The organism is Planomonospora antibiotica (genome assembly GCF_014647955.1).
Lineage (GTDB): Bacteria > Actinomycetota > Actinomycetes > Streptosporangiales > Streptosporangiaceae > Planomonospora > Planomonospora parontospora.
In genome coordinates, this window is sequence record NZ_BMQE01000006.1 from 96,298 (window position 1) to 117,907 (window position 21,610).

At 74.2% G+C, this 21,610-nt stretch carries 19 protein-coding genes; 5 read left to right on the forward strand and 14 right to left on the reverse strand.

What is annotated here, in order from left to right; all coding sequences use genetic code 11:
- Positions 1–43: 43 nt before the first annotated feature.
- The 3 genes from IEZ06_RS07690 to IEZ06_RS37835 all read right to left on the reverse strand — a co-directional run bounded on the left by IEZ06_RS07690 (position 44) and on the right by IEZ06_RS37835 (position 2,273).
- Entirely contained in the window at positions 44–547 is a 504-nt protein-coding gene (locus IEZ06_RS07690) for a flavin reductase family protein (RefSeq protein ID WP_189235963.1), read from the reverse strand.
- A gap of 6 nt (positions 548–553) precedes the next feature.
- Positions 554–1,786 carry a styrene monooxygenase/indole monooxygenase family protein gene (locus IEZ06_RS07695; protein ID WP_189235964.1) on the reverse strand — a complete coding sequence of 411 codons (1,233 nt, stop codon included), beginning with the start codon at positions 1,784–1,786 and terminating at the stop codon, positions 554–556.
- A 220-nt stretch (positions 1,787–2,006) separates the two neighbouring features.
- Positions 2,007–2,273 (reverse strand): HTH domain-containing protein, encoded by a 267-nt coding sequence (locus tag IEZ06_RS37835; protein WP_444544036.1) that lies wholly within the window; start codon positions 2,271–2,273, stop codon positions 2,007–2,009.
- 89 nt (positions 2,274–2,362) lie between these two features.
- On the opposite strand from IEZ06_RS37835, the gene IEZ06_RS07705 reads away from it, so the two are divergent.
- Complete coding sequence (locus tag IEZ06_RS07705; RefSeq protein WP_189235965.1) at positions 2,363–3,223, forward strand: SDR family oxidoreductase; 861 nt, start codon at positions 2,363–2,365, stop codon at positions 3,221–3,223.
- A 91-nt stretch (positions 3,224–3,314) separates the two neighbouring features.
- On the opposite strand, the gene IEZ06_RS07710 is transcribed toward IEZ06_RS07705, so the two are convergent.
- From IEZ06_RS07710 to IEZ06_RS07740, 7 genes are all read right to left on the reverse strand, one after another.
- Positions 3,315–4,304 (reverse strand): AraC family transcriptional regulator, encoded by a 990-nt coding sequence (locus IEZ06_RS07710; RefSeq protein ID WP_189235966.1) that lies wholly within the window; start codon positions 4,302–4,304, stop codon positions 3,315–3,317.
- A 188-nt stretch (positions 4,305–4,492) separates the two neighbouring features.
- Positions 4,493–5,797, reverse strand: a complete 1,305-nt coding sequence (locus IEZ06_RS07715) for an RNA polymerase sigma factor (protein WP_203872090.1) — start codon at positions 5,795–5,797, stop codon at positions 4,493–4,495.
- Complete coding sequence (locus tag IEZ06_RS07720) at positions 5,794–6,213, reverse strand: YciI family protein (RefSeq protein WP_189235968.1); 420 nt, start codon at positions 6,211–6,213, stop codon at positions 5,794–5,796. The genes IEZ06_RS07715 and IEZ06_RS07720 overlap by 4 nt, the downstream gene beginning before the upstream one ends.
- Positions 6,214–6,360: 147 nt before the next feature.
- Positions 6,361–7,449, reverse strand: coding sequence for a mannose-6-phosphate isomerase, class I (manA, locus tag IEZ06_RS07725; RefSeq protein ID WP_189235969.1), 1,089 nt, complete (start codon positions 7,447–7,449; stop codon positions 6,361–6,363).
- Complete coding sequence (locus tag IEZ06_RS07730) at positions 7,440–8,438, reverse strand: ROK family protein (protein WP_229797864.1); 999 nt, start codon at positions 8,436–8,438, stop codon at positions 7,440–7,442. Before IEZ06_RS07730 ends, manA begins: the two co-directional genes overlap by 10 nt.
- 201 nt (positions 8,439–8,639) lie before the next feature.
- Positions 8,640–10,898 (reverse strand): glycoside hydrolase family 3 N-terminal domain-containing protein, encoded by a 2,259-nt coding sequence (locus IEZ06_RS07735; RefSeq protein ID WP_189235971.1) that lies wholly within the window; start codon positions 10,896–10,898, stop codon positions 8,640–8,642.
- Between the two features lie 345 nt (positions 10,899–11,243).
- Positions 11,244–11,831 (reverse strand): hypothetical protein, encoded by a 588-nt coding sequence (locus IEZ06_RS07740; RefSeq protein WP_229797865.1) that lies wholly within the window; start codon positions 11,829–11,831, stop codon positions 11,244–11,246.
- Between the two features lie 777 nt (positions 11,832–12,608).
- On the opposite strand from IEZ06_RS07740, the gene IEZ06_RS07745 reads away from it, so the two are divergent.
- On the forward strand, positions 12,609–12,992 hold the full coding sequence (locus tag IEZ06_RS07745) for a glutaredoxin domain-containing protein (protein WP_229797866.1): 384 nt from the start codon (positions 12,609–12,611) through the stop codon (positions 12,990–12,992).
- Positions 12,993–13,016: 24 nt separating this feature from the next.
- On the opposite strand, the gene IEZ06_RS07750 is transcribed toward IEZ06_RS07745, so the two are convergent.
- Positions 13,017–13,931, reverse strand: a complete 915-nt coding sequence (locus IEZ06_RS07750; RefSeq protein WP_189235972.1) for a universal stress protein — start codon at positions 13,929–13,931, stop codon at positions 13,017–13,019.
- 248 nt (positions 13,932–14,179) lie between these two features.
- Here IEZ06_RS07750 and IEZ06_RS07755 point away from each other — a divergent pair, with 248 nt between their 5' ends.
- The gene (locus tag IEZ06_RS07755; protein WP_189235973.1) at positions 14,180–14,878 is read left to right on the forward strand and encodes a CBS domain-containing protein; all 699 of its coding nucleotides are present in this window, start codon (positions 14,180–14,182) and stop codon (positions 14,876–14,878) included.
- 78 nt (positions 14,879–14,956) lie between these two features.
- On the opposite strand, the gene IEZ06_RS07760 is transcribed toward IEZ06_RS07755, so the two are convergent.
- Positions 14,957–15,499, reverse strand: coding sequence for a TetR/AcrR family transcriptional regulator C-terminal domain-containing protein (locus IEZ06_RS07760; protein WP_229797867.1), 543 nt, complete (start codon positions 15,497–15,499; stop codon positions 14,957–14,959).
- A 209-nt stretch (positions 15,500–15,708) separates the two neighbouring features.
- Between IEZ06_RS07760 and IEZ06_RS07765 the strand changes: the two genes are divergently transcribed.
- Complete coding sequence (locus tag IEZ06_RS07765) at positions 15,709–17,310, forward strand: phospholipase D family protein (protein WP_189235974.1); 1,602 nt, start codon at positions 15,709–15,711, stop codon at positions 17,308–17,310.
- Positions 17,311–17,731: 421 nt separating this feature from the next.
- Here the strand turns inward: IEZ06_RS07765 and IEZ06_RS07770 are convergent, their stop codons facing one another.
- Entirely contained in the window at positions 17,732–18,388 is a 657-nt protein-coding gene (locus IEZ06_RS07770; RefSeq protein ID WP_189235975.1) for an alpha/beta hydrolase, read from the reverse strand.
- Between the two features lie 344 nt (positions 18,389–18,732).
- Here IEZ06_RS07770 and IEZ06_RS07775 point away from each other — a divergent pair, with 344 nt between their 5' ends.
- Positions 18,733–20,187: a cellulose binding domain-containing protein gene (locus IEZ06_RS07775; RefSeq protein WP_229797868.1), complete on the forward strand. Its 1,455-nt coding sequence runs from the start codon at positions 18,733–18,735 to the stop codon at positions 20,185–20,187.
- A 264-nt stretch (positions 20,188–20,451) separates the two neighbouring features.
- On the opposite strand, the gene IEZ06_RS07780 is transcribed toward IEZ06_RS07775, so the two are convergent.
- Positions 20,452–21,603 carry an N-acetylglucosamine kinase gene (locus IEZ06_RS07780; protein WP_189235976.1) on the reverse strand — a complete coding sequence of 384 codons (1,152 nt, stop codon included), beginning with the start codon at positions 21,601–21,603 and terminating at the stop codon, positions 20,452–20,454.
- Between the last annotated feature and the right edge of the window lie 7 nt (positions 21,604–21,610).

Consider the following 21,610-nt stretch of genomic DNA (forward strand, 5'->3'; position numbering starts at 1 on the left):
CGCCGGGATTCGGCCGGGCTCGGGCCTTCGGCCGGAGAGCGCGTCAGGCGCAGCGCGCCGGGACCTGGACCGGGACGGCGCCGAGCGGCGCCGCGGAGCGGTAGCGGCCGGCGTGGAAGACCAGCGGCTCGCCCTCCGCGCGGTGGAAGCGCTCGACCTCCCCGATGAGGATGAGGTGGTCGCCGGCCTCGTGGACGGTCGCCGTACGGCAGGCGAAGTACGCCAGGGTCCCGGCCAGCAGCGGCGCACCGCCGGGGCCGGGCAGCGTCTCCACCCCGGCGAACTTGTCGGGCAGCGGCGTGGCGAACCGCCGGGACAGGTGGTCCTGGTCCTCGGCCAGGACGTTGACCGTGAACCGCCCGGCCCGCAGGAAGACGGGCACGCTGGGCGAGTTCCGGGTCAGGCACCACAGCACCAGGGGCGGGTCGAGCGAAACCGAGGTGAAGGAGTTGACGGTGACTCCGGCCCGGTCCCCGCCCGGGGCGGCGGCGGTGACCACCGCCACCCCGGTCGCGTACTGCCCGAGGGCCTCGCGCAGGGATCGCACGGCCGCTCACTCCCCTCGGGCGCCGGTGCGCGCCAGGTAGCCGCCCGCCGAGGCGGGGTCCATGAACCACTCGGAGAAGTCCGCCGGGTCGTCGAAGCCGTTGACGAAGCGCGAGGCCACCTCCGGCACCCGGCCCGCGGCCTGCAGGATCTCCAGGACGTGCGGCGGCGGGGGCGCGAGGAGCGCGTTCGTCCAGGCGGTGACGTGCCGGGCGACCCGCCAGTAGCGCTCGAAGGTCTCCTCCATCCAGGCCGCGTCGAACGGCCGTCCGCCGCGCTCCAGGATGTCCGCCAGATAGGAGGCGGCGCACTTGGCGGCGTTGTTGGACCCCTGCCCGGTGATCGGGTCGTTGAGCACGACGACGTCGGCGACCCCCAGGACCGGCGCGCCCGAGGGCAGCGTCGCGACCGGGCGGCGCACGGTCGGGGCGAAGCGGCCGGTCAGCACGCCGCCGGAGTCGGTGAGCTCGACGCCCGCGCAGCGCTCGGCCTCCCAGGGCAGGAAGGTCTCCAGGATCCGCCGGCTCCTGGCCAGGTGCTCGGCGGGGGTGCGCACGTCGCCCCAGCAGTCCATCGGCCCGCCGGGCACCCCCTCGAAGACCATGATCTCGCAGGGGCCGGCGGCGGTGAGGGCCGGGAAGACGAAGTACTCGCCGACACCTGGGATCAGGTTGAAGCAGACCGCGGAGTGCTCCGGCCTCGGCGTCAGCCCGGTGACGTAGGTCACGGCCAGGGCCCGCTGCGGGGCGTCGTACGGCGAGCGGGCGGCGTCCCGCTCGAACAGCGAGGCGATCGGCCCCTTGCCCGCGGCGACCATGACGAGGTCGTACTCGGCGGCGTACGCCTCCAGGTCGCCGACCCCGGCGTCGTGGATGACGAGCTTGCCGCCGAGCCGCTCGACCTCGGCCATCCAGGCGGGCATCTTCAGCCGCTGGTCGACCGAGCGGGCGGGCGTGCCGAGCCGGGCCGCCCAGTCGATCGCCCGGCCGCCGCCGGGGCCGGCCACGGTGAGCTGCATCCCTTCGATCGGCGGGCACTCGCCCGCCCACAGGTCCAGGCCGAGGTCGCGCTCGTGGCCGAGGGCCGTGCCGAACATGGCCTGGCCGGACATGACCCGGCCGTCCCGGATCTCCTCCGGGGTCCGGTTGGAGACGACGGTGACGTCGTAGCCGTTGCGGAGCAGGCCGAGGGCGAGGTGGAGGCCCGCCTGCCCGGCGCCGACGATGAGGATCCTGCGCATGGTGAGGTGTCCCTTCTCCAGGGTTTTCCGGTGGATGGTCGATCGGCGCCTGAGAAGAACGGTACGGCGGGCGCCGCGGTCCGGGCCATCCGCTCAGCGCGGGTTCCGTCCGCCTGGCGCGGGATCTCCGCGCGCGGAGGGGTCCGTCATCGGTCGTCCGCACGTCGTCCCCGAACCGGGGCGCAGAAGCGGCCCTCCGGGCGGGTCCGGACCCGCCCGGCTAGGCGCTCCCGGCCCGGAGGAGGCGTTCACCCAGCTCACGCAGGTACCGGTGGAACTCCGGCGGATGGACGACGTCGAAGTCCGCCCCGGTGGCGGCCAGGATCAGCACCGGCCAGTCGAAGTCGTCGAGCAGCAGCGGCGGCATCGCCGTACCCGAGCGGAGCCGGTAACCGCCGGCCAGGCCGCGACCCGAGTGGACGGGACAACCCAGTTCGCGCAGCCGGTCGATGTCGCGGCGCAGCGTGCGTGCACTCGTGTTCGCCATGACTTCAGGATCCCGTCCATTCCGGTCAGAAAATGGCCGGAATGGACTCTAGCGTTGCCCTCGTGATCGGAACGGCGGAAGGAACGCACATGAAGATCCTGGTGACCGGGGCGACGGGCTTCGTCGGCCGCAACGTGGTGGACCGGTTGGTCCGGGCGGGCACCGAGGTGCGGGCGCTGACCAGGAACCCGGCGGCCGCCGGACTACCGCCGCAGGTGGAGGTGGTGCGGGGCGACCTGGCCGAGCCCGGGAGCGTCGCGCCCGCGTTCGACGGGATCGACCGGATGTACCTGTTCCCGGTGGACGAGACCGCACGGGAGGTCGTGGCGATGGCCGAGCGGGCCGGAGTACGGCGGGTGGTGGACCTGTCGGCGGCGTCGGTGACCGCGGGCCTGCACACCAACCCGGTGGAGGAGGCGGTCGAGGAGTCGGGGATGGAGTGGACGCACGTGCGGCCGTGCGGGTTCATGGTGAACACGCTGCAGATCTGGGCGCCCTCCGTCCGAGCTGAGCGGGTGGTGCGCTATCCGTTCGCCGACGAGCCGACGATGCTCGTCCACGAGGCCGACATCGCCGCCGTCGCGGTGGCCGCGCTGCTCCAGGACGGCCACCACGGCCGGGCTTACACGGTCACCGGTCCCGGCCTGGTGAGCGTCCGCGAGCAGGTCGCGGCCATCGGCGCGGCGCTCGGCGAGGAGGTCCGCTACGAGGAGGTCACCCGGGAGCGGGCGCGGGAACTGATGAGGGCGCAGGGCGGCTTCGCCGCCGAGTCGGCCGACCTCATGCTCGGGTTCGCCGAGTACGGCGGCGACGCGCCCGAGGGCGGCGGCTACGCCGAGCAGGACTGGTCCACGCTGATGCGGGTCTGGCCGGACGTCGAGCAGGTCACCGGCCGGCCCCCGCGTACGTACGCCGAATGGGCCCGCGACCACGCGGCCGGCTTCCGCTGACCCTCCCGGCCCCGTGCACCTCGCCCGGGCACCCCGGCCCCAGGTCGCGAGGTCTCCTTCGGAGACCTCCGCACCGCCGGCCGGGACTCCCTCAGCGGCCGCGCAGCGTCTGCGACGGCGCCTGGCCGTACCGGGCGCGGTAGGCCGCGGCGAAGCGCCCCTGGTGCAGGAAGCCCCAGCGCGCGGCCACCCCGGTCACGGTGCGGCGGGCGGGGTCGCCGGCCGCCAGCTCGTCGTGGACCCGGCTCAGCCGCACGTCCCGCAGGTAGGTCATCGGGGTCAGGCCGAGGTGGCGGCGGAACCCCTCCTGGAGCGAGCGGCCGCTGACCGCCACGGCGCGCGCGACGTCGCCGGTCGTCAGCGGCTCGTGGGCGTGGCCCTCGATGAACTCCATCGCCCGGCGCACCACCTTGGGCACGGCCGCGGGCCGGGGCGCGTTCAGCAGGTCCCGGTGGTTCGACGGCTGCATGGTGAGCAGCGAGGTGAGCAGCGCTCCCTCCAGGTGGGCGACGGCGAGCGGCTGCGCGGCGAGACCGTCGTCGCACTCCGCCGCCGCGACGAGCAGGTCGGCCATCGACCGCCAGCCCCGTGCCCAGCCCGCCGTCATGTCCACCCCCAGGTCGAAGACCAGGGGCCGGTCGGGCCGCCGGCCGAGCATGCGCTCCAGCGCCTCCTCGACGGCCGGCCGGTCGAACTTGACGATCAGCTGCGGGCAGCCCGCCGCCCAGCGCATGTCCAGGTACTCCGTCGGCGAGGGCAGGGAGGCCAGGGCGGGCGTCGAGACGATCTCCTGCCCGCCGCACCGGATCAGGCTGCGCCCGGCGAGCGGGATCTGCACCAGGAAGAAGGCCTCCAGCTCCCCCGGCTCGATGCGCACGTCCGCGCCGTAGTCGAGGTAGTTCACCCGCACCGAGCCCGGCTGCGCGGAGTTGAGCCGGGCGGCCAGCGGCGCGGCCCGGCCGGCCGGCTCCAGCCGGTGCGGGCAGAACACCCGGGCCACCTGCTCGCGGGCCTCGTCGAGATCGGCGGTGCCGAAGACCGCCCTGTCCGCGAGCGGGACCCGCTCCTGCACCTCGCCCATCGACGCTCCCGCCCCGGGTCACCATCGCCTGTACGGCGGCGCACGGCCAGGTGCGCCGCCGTACCGATGGTCGCGGACGGGGGCCGGGCCGACCATGTACAAATACGCAGACTCCCGTACCGCCCGGCGCCCGGGGACACGCGGCCGGCCGCGGGCCGGTGACGCGCCCGCCGGGCGGGGACCTCCGCTCAGGCCAGCGCGGCCGCCTTGCGCAGCAGCACCGACCGTTCGCGGACGTTGCGGCAGAGCCGGGCGGCGAGCTCCAGCTCCGCCCGCGCCTCGGCGGTCCTGCCCAGGCGGGCCAGCAGCTCGCCGCGCACGCCCGGCAGCAGGTGGGACCCCGACAGGCGGTCGGAGGCGACCAGTTCGTCCACGATGGACAGCGCCCGCCCCGGCCCGTCGGCCATCGCGACGGCGACGGCCCGGTTGAGCTCGACGACGGGCGAGGGCGCCACACGGCCCAGCGCCTCGTACAGGAGCACGACGCGCTCCCAGTCGGTCTCCGGCACCGAGGGCGCCGACGCGTGGCAGGCGGCGATCGCCGCCTGCAGCCCGTACGGTCCCAGGCCGCGCCCGGCGGCCGAGGCCCGGCCGAGCGCGGCCAGGCCCCGGCGGATCGCCGACCGGTCCCACAGCCGCCGGTCCTGGTCCTCCAGGAGCACCGCCTCGCCGTCGGGTCCGACGCGGGCGGGAAAGCGCGCGGCGGTGAGCTCGAACAGGGCGAGCAGCCCGTGCACCTCCGGCTCGCCGGGCAGCAGCGCGGACAGCGTCCGGGCCAGCCGGATCGCCTCGTAGGCGAGGTCGGAGCGGAGCAGCCGGTCGCCGCTCGTCGCCGTCGAACCCTCCGTGAAGATCACGTACAGCACGCTCAGCACGCCGCCGAGCCGCTCGCGCCGTTCCCCGGCCGGCGGCAGCTCGAACGGCACCTTCGCCGCGGCGATCGTCTTCTTCGCCCGCGTGATCCGCGCCTGGACGGTCGGCACGGGCACGAGGAACCCCCGGGCGATCTCCTCGCTCGACAGGCCGCCGACCACGCGCAGCGTCAGGGCCACCCGCGCCTCGGGCGCGAGCACCGGGTGGCAGGCCGTGAACATCAGCGCCAGGACGTCGTCGTCGATCCGGTCCGGATCCCACGGCAGGTCGTCCCGCCGGTCCGGCGGGACCGCCGCGCCGGAGCTCGCCTCCCCCTCGGTGAGCCGGCCGGCGAGCGCGGCGTACCGCTCGTCGAGCGCCGACCTGCGGCGGAAGGCGTCGATGGCGCGCCGCCGTGCGGTCGACAGCAGCCAGCCCACCGGGCTCTCCGGTGCGCCCTCGCGCGACCAGGTGACGAGCGCCTCCGCCACCGCCTCCTGCGCGACGTCCTCGGCGAGCTCGAAATCCCCGGTGTAGCGGGTCAGCGCGCCGACGATCCGGGCGGACTCGATCCGCCAGACGGCCTCGACGGCCCGCCGCGCCGACTCGGTGCGCGGCGGGCCGCCGGCCTCGGGGCTCACAGCTGGCCGGTCCGCTCGCGCCACGCCCGCTCCCTGGCGATCCACTCGTTGTCCTGCGGGAACTCGTCGATGCCCGGCACCCGGCGGATCTCGCACTTGGTGCCGGTGACCGCCGGGATCCGCCTGGCCCACTCGACCGCCTCCTCCTTCGAGGCCACGTCGATGATGTAGAAGCCGCCGAACAGCTCCTTCGTCTCGCCGTACGGGCCGTCGGTGACCACCGGCGTCTCGCCGCTGAAGTCGACGACCACACCCTGGGCCGGGTCCTCCAGTCCCTCGGCGGCCACCAGCACGCCGGCCCGGATCAGCTCGTCGTTGAAGCGGCCCATCGTCTCGAGCATCTGCTCGAAGGGCGTCTCCATCATCTTCGCGAGGGACTCGTCGGTGCCGCGCAGGATCAGCATGTACTTCGCCATCTTCGACCTCCTTGACTCCGGGCCGCCTCTCGACCCTGTCATCCCTAGGTCGAACGGGGCGGCCGCGGATCGACACGCCGGACGGGAAACAACCCGATTATCTTCCACCCGTTCCCGCGGTCCCCGGCGCGACCGGCCCCGAACGCCTCAGGACGGGCCGGCGGTTCCCGGTTCCGCGCAGAACACGGTGCCGGTGGTGGTCACCGTGACGGCGCCCCCGGCCGCCGGGACGAAGGCCGACTCCCCCGCCGCCAGCCGGAGGGGACCGGCGTCGGCCGCGCCCTCGGTGCACAGCAGGATGCGGGGCGTCCCGCCCGCCAGCCGGTGCTCCCCCGTCCCGGTCAGCCTCCGCAGCCGGAACTCCGGGGACGGCGTGGCGTACAGGCCGTCCCGCTCCTCCACCGGCAGGGGGACGGCCGCCGGGTCGGTGACGCGCAGCAGCTCGGGGACGTCGAGCGGCTTGGCGGTGAGCCCGGCCCGCATGACGTTGTCGGAACCGCCCATGATCTCCACCCCGAACCCCCTGAGGTAGCAGTGGAGCACTCCCGCGCCCAGGAAGAGCGCCTGCCCGGGGGCGAGTTCGTGCCGCCGCAGCAGCAGCGGGGCCAGGCAGGCGGGGTCGCCGGGGTACTGCCGGGCCAGCCGGACCACCAGCGCGTAGTCGGGATGGTGCACGGCGGAGGCCGCCCAGACGATCTGCTCGGTGGCCCGGTCGCCTTCCAGGAGGACGCGCAGGGCGTCGAGCACGGCGCCCCGCCGCAGCAGCTCCGTCGTCTCCGCCAGCGCCGGCACGCCCAGCCGGTCGACGAGCATCGCGGCCTGCTCCGGAGGGCGGAACCCGGCCAGCGCGGTGAACGGCGTGAGCGCGCACACCAGCTCCGGCTTGGGCCAGGGGTCGCCGTAGACGCCCCGGGCGTGGCCGTCGGCCGCCTGCCCGGCGGAGGGGTGCACCTGCAGTGAGAGGGGCCGGGCGACCGCGATGAGCTTCATCAGGTACGGCAGGCGCGCGCCGAACCGGGTGAGCGTCTCCTCGCCCAGCTGCCCGAGGGGGTCGGCGGCGATGGCCTCGGCCAGCGAGCGCCCGTCCCCGGTCAGCAGCGACGGGCCGGCGGGGTGGGCGCCGAGCCACATCTCCGCCTCCGGGCCGGGGGCGGGCACGGGCCGGCCGGTGAGGGCCGCGATGTCGGTGCGCGATCCCCAGGCGTAGTCCTTGACGGGGTTGGTCATCAGGTGCATGCGGTGTCCCTCGGTTCGCGGGCCGGGACACCGGCGGGCACCGGTTCGCGGGCCGGAGCACCGGCGGGCGCCGGCGGGACCTCGGGGCGGGAGGGCGACAGCACCAGGGCGGCGGCGCCGAGCAGGCCGGCGTCGCGGCCCAGGGAGGTCGCTTCCACCCGCAGGCGGTGCAGGAAGCCGAGCCCGGCGTTGCGGGCGACGGCCTGCCGGAGGGGGTCCAGCAGGACCGGGCCGGCGGCGGCCACGCCGCCCCCGATGACGACGCGGTCCAGGTCGAGCAGGGCCGAGGCGGTCAGGATCGCGGTGGCCAGCGCGTCGGCGGCCCGCCGGAACGCCAGCTCGGCGACGGAGACCCCGGCGCGGGCGTCGGCCGCGAGAGCCCGGGCGTCGTCACCGGTCCAGCCGTTCGCGCGGGCCCAGCGCACCATGCTCGGTCCGCTGGCGACGGTCTCCACGCAGCCGGCGGCCCCGCACGGGCACGGCTCACCGTCCGGGTCGACGGCGATGTGGCCGATGTGCCCGGCGTTGCCGGTCGGGCCGAGGTGGGGGACGCCGTCGAAGACGAAGCCGCCGCCCACGCCGGTGGAGACGACCATGCCGAGCACGGACCGGGCAGGTTCCCCCTTCGGCAGTCCCCGCCACCACTCGCCCAGCGCCATGCACTGGCCGTCGCCCGCCAGCCGTACCGGACGGCCGGGGACCAGCCGGCCGAGGGCGTCCAGCAGCGGGAAGCCCCGCCAGGCCGGGATGTTGACCGGGCTGACGGTGCCGGCCCGCGGGTCGAGCGGGCCCGCCGAGCCGACGCCCACGCCCTGCAGCCTGGTGACGGGCACCCGGTCGGTGACGCGGCCGACCACCTCCAGCAGCGCCTCCTCCGGGTGGACCCGGTCCTTCAGCGGGACCTCGGCGCGCGTCACCACCGTGCCGTCGGCGTCCACCGCGGCGGCGGCGAACTTGGTGCCGCCGATGTCCACGGCCAGGACGGTCACGACCCGGCCCCGGATGCCGGGCCCGCGGCGGGCAGGCGCTTGCTCACTGTGTCCTCCGAAGTGCATGGACGAAGCCGGTTAACCGGATAAGCAGGAAGAATCTACGATTCCTATGACAACGATGTCAATCGGCCGCCACCGGGACGGACCCATACCTCGGCCAGGTGCGGGCGGCTTCGGCGCGGAGGCGTCCCGGGGCCGTCAGCCGACCGAGCAGGCGGCGCCGTTCAGGGTGAAGGCGTCCGGGACCGGGTTGCTTCCGTCATGGGTGCCCTGGAAGCCGAAGGAGGCCGTTCCCAGGGACGCGTTCCAGGCCGCGTTCTTCGCGGTCACCTGGCGGCCGGACTGGGAGAGGGAGACGTTCCAGGAGCCGGTGATCCTCTGGTTCGCGCCGAAGGCCCACTGGAGGGTCCAGCCGCTGACGGGGGTCGCGGACCTGTTGACGATCGTCACCTCGGCCGTGAACCCGTTGCCCCAGCTGTTCGTCCGGTACGTCACCACGCATCCTCCGGTCGGGGACGGGGACGGGGTGGGGGTCGGCGTCGGGGTGGGGGTCGGCGTCGGGGTGGGGGTCGGGGTGGGGGTGGGGGTCGGCGTCGGCGTCGAGTAGGTGAGGCCGAAGCCGTACTCGAACAGCGCCGGCTTGCCGTCCCCGGCGTTGATCGGCTGCTGGCCGGCCTCCCGCATCCAGGTCATCGGCAGCCGCCCGGTGGGGGCGTGGTCGCCGAACAGCACGTCGGCCACCCCGCCGCCCTCGGTGCCCGGCAGCCACGCCGCCAGCAGCGCGTTCCAGTCGCCGAGCTGCGCGGCGACGTCCATCGGCCGCCCGGAGACCAGCACCACCGCCACCGGCACCCCCGCCGCCCGGAGCCGCTGGAGCGTCGCCAGGTCGGCCGGGTCCAGACCGAGCGAGCCCGGCCGGTCGCCCTGGCCCTCGGCGTACGGCGTCTCCCCGACCACCGCGATCGCGGCCCGGTAGGAGGAGTCGACGCCCGACCCGTCGCGGCTGTAGGTGACGGTCGCGCCGGACCCTACGGCGTTCCTGATGCCCTGCAGGATCGTCGTCCCCGGCGTGGTGTTCCCCGAGGAGCCCTGCCAGCTGATCGTCCAGCCGCCGCTCTGGTTGCCGATGTCGTCGGCGTTCCGCCCCGCGACGAAGATCTTCCCTCCGCTCTTCGCCAGCGGCAGGAGCCCGTCGTTCTTGAGCAGCACCTGGGACTTCCGTACGGCTTCGCGGGCCAGCGCGCGGTGCTCGGCCCTGCCGACCCCGCCGGTCAGGGACCGGTCGGACAGCGGCCGCTCGAACAGCCCGAGCTCGAACTTCTTGGTCAGGATGCGCCGGTTGGCGTCGTCGATCCTGGACATCGGCACCCGGCCGGCCTGCACCTCGGCCTTGAGCAGCGAGACGAACCGGCGGTAGTCGTTGGGGACCATCACCATGTCGATGCCCGCGTTCACCGCCGACCGGACCTCCTCGGCGGTGAAGCCCTCCTGCCCGTCCAGCTGGTCGATGCCCGCCCAGTCGGACACCACGAAGCCGGTGAAGCCCAGCTCGCCCTTGAGGACGTCGGTGATCAACTGGCGGTGGCCGTGCAGCTTGACCCCGTTCCAGCTGCTGTAGGAGACCATCACCGACCCCACGCCCCGCTCGACCGCGGCCCTGAACGGAGGCAGGTGGACCGCCCGCAGCTCGGCCTCGCCCAGCCGGGTGTCGCCCTGGTCGTCGCCCCCGGTGGTGCCGCCGTCGCCGATGTAGTGCTTGGCGGTGGCCAGCACCGACGTCCGGCCGTCCAGCGAGGGTCCCTGGAAGCCGTCGACGATCGTCGTCATCGCGCTCACCAGGTCGGGGTCCTCGCCGAACGACTCGTAGGTACGGCCCCACCGGTCGTTGCGCGCCACGCACACGCACGGTGCGAACGTCCAGTCCACCCCGGTGCCCGCGACCTCCTCGGCGGTGGCGCGGCCGATCCGCTCGACCAGCCCGGGATCGCGCGTGGCGCCCAGTCCGATGTTGTGCGGGAAGATCGTGGCCCCGGCGACGTTGTTGTGCCCGTGCACCGCGTCCACGCCGTAGATCATCGGAATGCCGAGCGGGGTCGAGAGCGCCTGCCGCTGGAAGGCGTCGTACATGTCCGCCCAGCCGGTGGCGTTGTTCGGCGAGGGCGCCGAGCCGCCCCCCGACAGCACCGAGCCGATCCGGTACGTCGCCAGGTCCGACACCGGGCTGAGCGCTCCCCGCTCGGCCTGCGTCATCTGCCCGACCTTGTCGTCCAGCGACATCCGGGACAGCAGGTCCGCCACCCGCTCCGGCACGCTCAGGGACGGGTCCTGGTACGGCGCGGCGAACGCCCGCGCCGCCGGGCGGCCGCCGATCGCCTGGTCCGCGACCGTCAGGGCCACGGCGAGCAGCAGCGCGGACAGCAGTGACAGCGGAACGCTCAGGCGCCGTGCAGACGTCATACGGTCCTCCTCGACATCGAGGAGACCGTAGGAAGCCCCGGTCCCGCGAGGCAATCCCGCGCCCCGCGCCGTGCCCGCGACCTGCGCCTCCCGAAGAAACTTTCACGCGGCCGGGCCATCCGGGGAAACCGGGGCTCCGGCGGGGACCCGGACCGCCGGGAAGCGCGCCGCGGCGAGGAGCGGGGGAACGCGTGAGCGCCCGCCTCCCGGGTTTCCGGGGAGGCGGGCGCTGGGTCGGCCGGGTGCGGCGGGCGGTCGTTTCGGAGTGGATGGTCGTTTCGGAGTGGATGGTCGTTTCGGAGTGGATGGTCGTTTCGGGATGGGCGGTCGTTTCGGGGCGGGCGGTCACTTCAGGATCGGCAGGCGCTCGACCAGGGCGGTCTTGCCCCACCGGGCGCCCAGGCCCAGGGTGTCGCCGGCGCGGGTCAGGGCCAGGACGACCAGGACGACGGCGTAGACGATGTGGTCGTCCATGAAGGGGTTGGTCTCCAGCGGCAGGGCGGCGGCCCACATCAGGAGCATCATGGTCGCACCGGCGCCGGCGGCGACGCGCAGGCCGATGCCCAGGATCAGGGCGGTGCCGACGCCTGCCAGGCCGGTCATGAACAGCCAGTCGACCCAGGCCTGTCCGGCCAGGGCGCCGAACAGGCCGCCGAGGGCGTTCTCGCCGGTGCCCTTGAGGAAGCCGGTGGTGGGGCTGCCGCCGTTGATCCAGGCCTTGGCGGCGGGGGTGGCGAAGCCCAGGCCGAACATCTTGTCGACGAAGGCCCACAGGAAGACCCAGCCCAGTGCGATGCGGGCGGCGGCCAGGCCGTAGGCGGCGGCCGGGGTCAGGGTGCGGGCGGCGGCCGGGGCGGCCGCGACCGGGGTGGCGGGGGCGGCGGGGGCGGTGTGGCGGCCGTTGAGGTGGGTGCGGCCTTCGATGATCGCCATGGTGGGCTCCTCGGGGGTTTTCGTCTCTCGGTTACGTCACCCAGTACATCGGCTCGCGCCCCCCGTCCCGCAGAGCCGTACGGCTCGCCCCGACCGACCTGAGGTCACCTCCCGGTGGGACTTTCGGCCCTGTCGGCCCGGTGTCCCGAGAAACGCCGGGAGGTCCGGCCGGGCGGCCGGCCGGCCACTGGGAATGGGTGTACGGAGCCTTGTCGGGTCGCTGGTCCTCGCCGGCGCGACCCCGGCGAACGCCGCCGCGTCCCAGCTCGGATTCGGCCTCACCCTGTATGTCCACGACGTGGACGAGGAGGGACCTGGAGCAACGGCGACGAAGTCTTCGTCAAGGTCGTGCAGAACGGATCCTCTCGGCGTTATGCCCCGACCGACGGCGTGCGGTGAAGGTGTTCGCTCTGGGAGCGGTCCGGCAGGTCGCGGCCGGACCGCCCGGAAGGAGCCCGCCGAACGGCGCAGGAACCGCGGACGGCACTCCCGGACCTGGAAGCCGACCTGTAGGCCCTCCCCGCCGGGCAACGCCGGCAGGAGGAGCGAGCCGCTGTTCCTTCGCGAACAGCGGCTCATCTCGCGTGGAGACCGTCCCCGCGTACACGGGGGGTGACAGGTACCGCTTCGATGTCCGCCGATCAGGAGTTCCCGCCCCTCGTGCGAGGCCGGGGAGGACATACCGCTGATCCTCCTCGGGCCGTACGGCCTTCACCAGCCGATACGCCACCCGTTTTAAAACAAGCCACAAATAGACAATCCTGACATACTTCCTGTATGTCGTTCTCCGCGTTCCTCCTCCTCGCCCTGTTCGCGCTGCTGATCGTCATGAACCTGCCCCACCGCGGCCGGTCCGCGTCGCACAGGGACGCGGACCACGCGGGCGTGGTCGTCTACTGGCGGCCCGGCTGCCCGTACTGCATGAGGCTGCGGGCGCGCCTGCGCTTCACGCGGCTGCGCTACAGCGAGGTCAACATCTGGAAGGATCCCGATGCGGCCGCGTTCGTCCGCTCGGTCGCCGACGGGAACGAGACCGTGCCGACCGTGACCGTGGCCGGAAGGGCGATGGTGAACCCGTCCAAGAGCCAGGTGCTCGAAGCGGCCGGAAGGCACCTCCCCGCGCCCGGCGGCCGGGAGCGGGGAGGCGATCCGAGGCCGTGACGCCCACCGCCTCCCCGTGACTCCTCAGCCCTCGACGGCGGACCCGCCCCGGGCGCGCACCACCGCGACGGGGCAGTGGGCGTGGTGCAGCACTCCGTGGCTGACCGAGCCCAGTACGGCCGAGCCGAGCGTGCCCAGGCCCCGCGATCCGACGACGACGAGGTCGGCGCCCTCGGAGGCGTCGCAGAGGGTCAGGACCGGGTGGCCGCAGACCACCGTCCGCTCCACCTCGACCTGCGGGTACTTCTCCTGCCAGGGCAGGAGCGTCTCCTCTGCGACCTGCCGCTCGGCGGCGAAGAGGTCCTCGACGAGCGGCGTGTAGGCGGTGGCGCCCGGCCCGAGGACGGGCATGTGCCAGCTGTGCACCGCGTGCAGGCGGGCGCCCCGCCGCCCGGCCTCGGCGAAGGCGTACGCCAGGGCGGCGGCCGAGTGCTCGGACCCGTCGAACCCCACCACGATCCGGCCCCGGACCTCCTCCGGCACGTTCCTGGCCACCACGACGGGCGCCGCCACGTGGCCGGCCACCGCGAGCGAGACCGAACCCAGCACCAGCCCGGTGAAGCCGCCGAGGCCCCGGCTGCCGACCACGACCTGCTCGGCGTCCTCGGCCTCGCGACGCAGGACCTCGGCCACCCGGCCGGATTCCAGCACCGCGTCCACCTCGATCCCGGGCGCGACCCCGCGGGCCACGTCCTGCGCCACGTCGGCGACCTCCCGGCAGTGCTCGCCGACCGAGTCGCGGAAGCCCGGCGGGGTGTCCAACGGGATGTCGAGGGTCCAGGGCTCGCAGACGTGGACGATCCGCAGGGCGCATCCGCGCCGCGCGGCGTCCTCGGCGGCCCAGGCGACCGCGGCCGTGGAAGCGGGCGAGCCGTCCGCGCCGACCACCACGTGCGCCGTCGTCCCCGCGTGCGTCGTGCTGTCCGCATGTGCTGCCATGTCGTCCTCCTCGGGGGGTCCGCTCCCATTCGACCCCCGTCGCGGCGCATGCCGCAGCGGCCGATGGACCCCGTGGGCGAGGACCTTGGTCCTCTGGCTTCAGAACCTCCCCCGCGATGGGATGAAGATGCGGGGGATGTGGGGAAGGTGCCAGGAGGACGGGTCGTACGGCCGTCCCGCCGCCACGCGGGACGGCGGAACGGCGGAACGGCGGAACGGCGGAACGGCTCCGCGAGGAGGACTGAAGGATGCACGTCAAGGTCAAGGACGTGATGACCACCGATGTGACGTCCGTCAACGGCTGCACGCCGTTCAAGGACGTGGCCGAGGTGCTGATCAACCATGAGGTGAGCGCGGTCCCGGTCGTCGACGGCGAGGGCCACGTCCTCGGCGTCGTCTCCGAGGCCGACCTGCTCCGCAAGGAGGAGTTCAAGGAGCAGTACTACCAGGAGGGTTACCAGCCGCCGCTGCGCGTCCGGCTCCGGCACCGGCTCGGCGGCCGGGAGGACACCCGGCGCAAGGCCGTCGGGGACACGGCGGCCGAGCTGATGACCGCCCCGGCGGTCACGATCCGCTCGCAGGCCTCGATCGTCTCCGCGATGCGGCTCATGGACGAGCGCGGAGTCAAGCGCCTGCCGGTCGTGGACGCCGCAGGACGGCTGGAGGGCATCGTCAGCCGCCAGGACCTGCTGAAGGTCTTCGTCCGGAGCGACGCCGAGATCGCCGAGGAGGTGAACCGCGACATCCTGCGGCGCCCCCTGTGGTCCGGCCCGAGCGACGCGACCGCCACGGTCGACCGCGGGATCGTCACCCTGGCCGGGCGCATGCGGCTCCGCAGCGACGCGCACCTGGTGACCCGGCTGGTCCAGCGGGTGCACGGGGTGGTCGACGTGGTCGACCGGCTGGAGTGGGACGCCGACGACACGCCCCGGTGGAAGAGCCTCTGACCGCGCCCGCGGTGGGCGTCCCGCCCGCGGCGGCCACCGGCTCCCGGCGGAGATCCGCGCAGCGCTCCCGGCAGGCCGTCACCGGTCACCGCGAGGTCGCAGGGCCGGCGCGGCACGGCGGTCCCGGTAGGCGCGCTGCCGGCACGCGTGCGAGCAGTAGGTGCGGGGCCGACCCGAGGCGGGCCGCACCACGGCCGTGCCGCACACCGCACACGCCATTGTTTCGTCACCTATTTCGTCACTCCTGGCTCGGATGAGTGCCTCGACACCGTCGAGCACCCGCTGCAGGCCGAACTCGAACGGATCCTCGGGCCGGTCGTAGCCGTCTTCCTCCCACACGGCCGTCAGCACCGGATGACGGCCGAGCCTCTCGAACAGGGAGTCGCGCGCGCCCCACCACGCCTCCTCGCTCACCCCCGTGCGCCGCTCGGCCCTGGCCGCCTCCGCCAGCCGGACGGCCTCCCCGCGTACACCGATGAACCATGTCCACGTCTCCCCCACCGGTGACGACTCCGGCCCGGGCACGCCGGAGCGGCCCTTCGCCACCCTGGAACGGGCGCGCGACCACGTCCGCACGCTCGCCGGCGACGTCACCGTCCACCTGCGGACCGGTGTCCACACGCTGACCGCTCCCCTCCTGCTCACCGGCGAGGATTCCGGCCGCGACGGCCGCCGGATCGTCTACCAGGCCCACGGGTACGGCACCTCCGGCCGGGAGGAGGCGGTGGTGAGCAGCGGACGCGAGATCTCGGGCTGGCGCGAGCGGGACGGCCTCTGGCCGGCCGACGTCGGCCGTGCGTCGAACGGGGAAAAAGGGGTAGTTCGCGCCTGTGCGCGTCCACGACTGGTTCCTCACCGCCGCCGAGCGCGGCAACCCGGCCACGGTGATCGACTCCCGGCACGGCGACGGCACCGCCTGGTCCACCGGCAACGCGGTCCGGCCCCTGGTGCACGGCTCCGCGTACTTCGCCGACCTGCTCGCCCGCGTCCGGGAGCTGCGCGAGGGCGACCTGCTGTTCTTCACCGACTGGCGCGGAGACCCCGACGAGCGGCTGGACGGCCCCGGCACCGAGGTCGCCGAGGTGTTCGCGGACGCCGCCCGGCGCGGCGTCGTCGTCAAGGGCCTGCTCTGGCGCTCCCACTGGGACCGGCTCCGCTTCAGCTCCGAGGAGAACCGCAACCTCGGGGAGGTGATCGAGGCGGCGGGCGGGGAGTACCTGCGCGACATGCGGGTCCCGCCCGGCGGCTCGCACCACCAGAAGCTCGTGGTGCTGCGGCACCGCGACGACCCCCGGCGCGACATCGCCTACGTCGGCGGGATCGACCTGTGCCGGACCCGCCGCGACGACGCCTCGCACGGTGGCGACCCGCAGGCCGCCCCGATGGCGAAGGTGTACGGCCCCCGGCCGCCCTGGCACGACGTGCAGGTCGCGCTCCAGGGCCCGGTCGTGGGTGATGTGGAGGCGGTCTTCCGGGAGCGGTGGACCGACCCCAAGCCGCTGACCCGCAACCCCGTGCACCGCCTCGCCGACCTGCTCCGCCACGACGACACGCACGCCGACCCGCTGCCGCCGCAGTCCCCCGATCCGCCGGTCTGCGGGCCGCACGCCGTGCAGCTGCTGCGCACCTACCCGCAGCGCCGCTCCCGCTACGCCTTCGCGCCGGAGGGGGAGCACAGCGTCGCCCGCGGGTATCTCAAGGCGCTGCGCCGCGCCCGGTCCCTGATCTACATCGAGGACCAGTACCTCTGGTCACCGCAGGTCGCCGCCTCCTTCGCCGAAGCGCTCCGGGCCCACCCGGAGCTGCTGATGATCGGTGTCCTGCCGCTCCACCCCGACCAGGACGGCCTGATCGCCGGGACCCCGCAGGTCCTCGGGCGGCAGCAGGCCCTGTCCGTGCTCAAGGAGGCCGGCGGGGACCGGGTCGCGGTCTACGGGATCGAGAACCACCAGGGCACGCCGGTCTACGTGCACGCCAAGGTCTGCATCGTCGACGACACGTGGATGACCGTCGGCTCGGACAACTTCAACCGCCGTTCCTGGACGTACGACTCGGAGCTCACCTGCGCGATCCTGGACGGGACGCGGGACCCGCGGGAACCCCGCGACCCCGGCGGGCACGGCGACGGAGCGCGCCGCCTGCCCCGGGACCTGCGGCTGGCGCTCGCCCGCGAGCACCTGGACCGCGGCGACGGGGACGACGGGGGACTGCTGGATCCGCGCGCGTTCTTCGACGCCTACGCCGCCGCGGCGGCCGCCCTCGAGCGCTGGCACGCCGGAGGCCGCCGCGGGCCGCGCCCGCCGGGACGGCTGCGCCTGCACGAGCCCGGCCCCCTGCCGCCGTGGACCGCCGCCCTGGCCACGCCGCTCTACCGCATGCTGTGCGACCCCGACGGCCGACCGCGTGCCATGCGCCGCGCCGACGCCTACTGACGCCCGCCGGGGACCTCCTGTTGCGCGCCCGGTTGATGGGCTCCTTGAACGGTGGAGGATCGGGGCCGGCAGCTCCTCCACGCTGTCGGCGCCGGCGCGCTTACGGACCGTGCGAAAGGCCAGACCGAGCTCAGGGCTGATCCCGTTCAACGATGCTCCGCCCTCCCGGAGCCCCTGCACCATGCAGGTCCTTGAGCGCGGGACAGAGCCGGTTGATGTCAGTGGCCGTGCGCCCGGTTGTCGTCAGTGAGATCGGACGTCACCAGTGATCGGTGGTGGCGTCGTACGGCACAGCCCGCACCGCGCCTCGGCCCGGCAGCACGGGGCGCGCATCGCGAACCGGATCCTTGGTTCCACGCGGCGCCGGGACGACTGAACCGCCCGGACCCGAGGCGCCGCCCGGCCGCGAGCGGGACGTCGGCTAGATGTGCCGGGCGTAGCCGTCGAGGCGGTCGGCCAGTTCCTGCGGCCGGGAGAGCATCACCATGTGGCTGCCACCGATTTCGTCGGGGACGACGTCCAGGCGCTCGCGTGCGATCCGGCGCATGAACTCCGGGCCGAAGAACCGGTCGTCGCGGCAGATCAGAACTCTGGTCGCCACATCGGGCCAAGCCGTCAACGGCCAGGGCTCGACCAGCGAGCGTTCGGCGTGGCCCTGACCCCGGCGCATCGCTTCGGCGGCCAAGGCAGGCGGCACGTCATGGCAGAAGGTGGCCACCGGATCTCCGTCGATGTCGTCGCCGCCGGACGCTTCGAAGCCGGTCGCGGTCCACCAGTCGCCTGGCGGCTCGCCCGGCGCGGGGATCATGCCCGCCAGCAGGACCAGCAGGTCGGTGCGGACCCGCTCGCACACCAGCGGACCGACGAACCCGCCCCAGGAGTGGGCGACCACGACCAGGTCGGTGCGCTCGCCGATGGCCTCCACCACCGTGTCGGTGAGCTCGGCCAATCCCGCTGTTTCCTGTTCGAGGGGCAGGTCGACGGCGACGACGTCGTGGCCCCGGGCGCGCAGCTCGGGGTCGAGCAGGTGCCACTGCCAGGCGACGCCGCCGCCGTGGATCAAAACGAACGTCGCCATGACCGGGTGTCCTTCCCTTGGAGGTGAGAGTGATCATCGCTGTTGCCACCGACAGTTTCCGAACCTGCCGTCGGCTCTCCGGAGGTTTGTCGTCTTCCTGGCGATGGCCGCCTACTGTTGCGCGCCCGCCGAGGGCCTCGCCGCGCCTCCTCGTCCGGCGCTGGGCCCGGCCGCGGGGCGGCCGCCGGACGGCTCCGTCTCGCTGCACCTTAAAACTGCCTTATATCCGTCTTATGGCGCCCAGAGAACGTCGGCCGCCGGGAGAGCATGGATCCGCCCCTGCGGAGAACAGGAGACCTTCCTGTCCGCAAAGAGGCTAGGCATCCCCCGACCTGGAGTGATCCTTGCGAAGAACCACCGTCGGCTCTCTGGTCACGACGGCAGCGCTGCTGTTCCCGACGGGCGCCGGAGTCTCGGACCCGGCGAGCGCCGCCACGGCCGCCACCCAGTCGCTGCGCCTGCAGTACATGACCACCTCCACAGAGGCCCTCACTGATCAGGTCGAGCCGCTTTTCAAGATCATCAATGACGGCACGGCCCCCGTCGCGCTCAGCCAGGTGAAGATCCGCTATTACTTCAAGGGCGAGACCGGCCACCGCTTCGCCTGCTCGTGGGCGAGGGTCCGCTGCTCCACCGTGACCGGCCGGTTCGTCCCGCTGGCGAAGCCGGTGCGAGGCGCCGACCGCTACCTGGAGGTCGGCTTCACCTCCGGGAGGCTGGCGCCCGGCACCGACACCGGCGACCTGGAGCTGCGCTTCCACCGGCCGGACTGGCGGACGTTCGACCAGTCCGACGACCACTCCTTCGGAGCGGGCCGTACGAGCTACGCCGACTGGGACAGGGCGACCGTCCACGTCGGCGGCCGGCTCGTCTGGGGCGCGCAGCCGAGCGGCACGGGTCCGGCGCCCACCCCCACGCCCCCTCCGGCCACCCCCACGCCGAAGCCCCCGTCCACTCCCACGCCCCCTCCGGCCACCCCCTCGCCGGGAGGTTCCGGCGGGCAGGGCACGCTGTTCGACGACTTCGCCTACAGCGGCCCATCCGACCCGAAGCTCGCGCAGCACGGCTGGCGGGTGCGCTCCGGCGGCGGCGGTCCCGGCGTGCCCGGAGCCGGCTGGTCGCCCTCGGCGGTCACCTTCCCCTCGGTGAACGGCGATCGCGTCCTGCAGCTCAGCGCCTCCACCGACGGCACCGGCGCGGGCACCGTCCAGTCCGAGCTGTCGACGACCCGGCGCAAGTTCTTCGAGGGCACCTACGCCGCGCGGGTGAAGTTCAGCGACGCCCCGGTCTCCGGCCCCGACGGCGAGCACGTGGTGCAGACGTTCTTCACCATCACCCCGCTGGAGAGGAGCATGGACCCCGACTACGGCGAGCTGGACTTCGAGTATCTCCCCAACGGCGGCTGGGGCGAGTCCGGGCCCACCATGTTCACCACGACCTGGGAGACCTACCAGGCCGAGCCCTGGAAGGCCGTCAACACCCACACCGCGGAGCGGGCCAGCTTCGCCGGCTGGCACGACCTGGTCCTCCAGGTCTCCGGCGGACGGGCCAGGTACTACGTCGACGGGCGCCTGGTCGCCGACCACGGCGGCGAGCACTATCCCGAGACACCAATGTCGATCATGTTCAACCAGTGGTTCATCGAGCTGCGGAGCGGCTCCGCCCCGCGGAACTACCACCAGCAGGTCGACTGGGTCTACCACAGCAGGAACGAGGTCGTCCCGCCCGCCGACGTGCGGAGCAGGGTCCAGTCGTTCCGTACGGCCTCCACCGCCTTCGTCGACACCGTCTCCGGTTGACGCGCTCCCCGGCCCGAAGGGCTCCATCGCCCGATCTCGCGGATCACGTGGTGAGCTCCAGTGGCAGGCCATCTCGATGCGGGGCATCAGCCGCTTCCGGCAAGTCACGCCGGATCGGGCAACGGGGCCCTGAAGGCCGGAACACCGCGGACGGATCCGGCAGCAGGACCGGTAGCGGGACCGGACCGGCTCCTGCGCCCCCCGAGCCGGGCCCACCGCGCGGCGCAGGGCCGGACGTGCCGAGGAGCGCGCCGCGGACCGGCCTCACCCTCCGGGATCGGATCCGCCCGCCGGGCCGGGGGCTCCGGGCCGGACGGCTCCGGGGCCGACGAAACAGCGGTGGAGCCCGGCGGCCTCCTCCCGGCCCAGGAACGGCACGGCCGCGAGCCACGCGGCGGCCCCGGCGCCGTCTCCCGCGACGACGATCGGCGGATCCCCCCACCTCCGCCGGAGCAGGTCCACCACGGCCCGCCGCACCGGTCCCCCGCTCGTCAGCACGCCGCCGGCCAGCACGATCGGCGCGTCCGGGGCGGGGTCGTGCACCCGGGCCGCCGTCCCGGCCAGGCGGGCGGCCGCGCCGGCCACGATCTCCTCCGCGGATGGATCCCCGAGGCGGGCCGCCCGGACGACCAGGGGGGCCAACTCGGCCAGGGCGAGCGGGTGCCGGGCCTGTGCCGCGGTGGCGAGCAGGTCGGCCAGCCCGTCGACCGGCTCGTCGACCGGCTTCCCGGAGCCGACGGCCCCGGCTCCCGCCGTCCGCTCACACCCCCCGGCTCCTCCGGTGACCCCGGCCCCTTCGGCCGCTTCGACCTCCTCGGCGCCCCCGATCTCTCCCGCGATCTCGGGCAGCAGATGCCGGACGACGAACCGGGCGAGCGGCCCCAGGTCGCGCCACGGCCGTCCGGGTCCGGCCTGCCGGACGGCGGCGCGGGCCGCGGCCCGGCCGAGCCAGAACGCCGAGCCCTCGTCGCCGAGCAGCCAGCCGTGCCCGTCCGCCACCGCGACCGGCTCGCGGCCGGTGATCCTCACCGCGACGGCCCCGGTGCCGGAGATCAGGACGGTGCCGGACGGCGCGGCCGTACCCGCCGCGAAGGCGACCACCGCATCGCCGACCGCCCGGGGCGGGACCGCCGGTCCGCAGCCGCGCACGGTCCGCTCGAAGGCCGCCCGCACGGCCGGGTCCCGGAGCGTCCCCGCACCGGCGAGCCCGACGGTCACCGCTCTGACCTCGGCCGGGTCCGCCGAGGTGAGAGCCTCGCGCACGGCCAGCCCGAGGTTGCCGAACGCCCGCTCGGCGCCGAGCGCCGCCGGATTGCCGCCGCCCGCCCGGCCGCGGCCCACCACGTCCCCCGCCGTCGTGACGACCACCGCGCGGGTCGACGTCCCACCGGCGTCCACACCGAGCACCAGATCCATGTGAAAA

Coding starts and splice junctions, on each gene's coding strand:
- manA (WP_189235969.1), bottom strand. CDS start 7,449: ATGCACCTGATGACCAACCCCGTCAAGGACTACGCCTGGGGATCGCGC.
- IEZ06_RS07705 (WP_189235965.1), top strand. CDS start 2,363: ATGAAGATCCTGGTGACCGGGGCGACGGGCTTCGTCGGCCGCAACGTG.
- IEZ06_RS07780 (WP_189235976.1), bottom strand. CDS start 21,603: ATGGATCTGGTGCTCGGTGTGGACGCCGGTGGGACGTCGACCCGCGCG.
- IEZ06_RS07720 (WP_189235968.1), bottom strand. CDS start 6,213: ATGGCGAAGTACATGCTGATCCTGCGCGGCACCGACGAGTCCCTCGCG.
- IEZ06_RS07695 (WP_189235964.1), bottom strand. CDS start 1,786: ATGCGCAGGATCCTCATCGTCGGCGCCGGGCAGGCGGGCCTCCACCTC.
- IEZ06_RS07710 (WP_189235966.1), bottom strand. CDS start 4,304: ATGGGCGAGGTGCAGGAGCGGGTCCCGCTCGCGGACAGGGCGGTCTTC.
- IEZ06_RS07770 (WP_189235975.1), bottom strand. CDS start 18,388: ATGGCGACGTTCGTTTTGATCCACGGCGGCGGCGTCGCCTGGCAGTGG.
- IEZ06_RS07755 (WP_189235973.1), top strand. CDS start 14,180: ATGCACGTCAAGGTCAAGGACGTGATGACCACCGATGTGACGTCCGTC.
- IEZ06_RS07750 (WP_189235972.1), bottom strand. CDS start 13,931: ATGGCAGCACATGCGGACAGCACGACGCACGCGGGGACGACGGCGCAC.
- IEZ06_RS07745 (WP_229797866.1), top strand. CDS start 12,609: ATGTCGTTCTCCGCGTTCCTCCTCCTCGCCCTGTTCGCGCTGCTGATC.
- IEZ06_RS07735 (WP_189235971.1), bottom strand. CDS start 10,898: ATGACGTCTGCACGGCGCCTGAGCGTTCCGCTGTCACTGCTGTCCGCG.
- IEZ06_RS07740 (WP_229797865.1), bottom strand. CDS start 11,831: ATGGCGATCATCGAAGGCCGCACCCACCTCAACGGCCGCCACACCGCC.
- IEZ06_RS37835 (WP_444544036.1), bottom strand. CDS start 2,273: ATGGCGAACACGAGTGCACGCACGCTGCGCCGCGACATCGACCGGCTG.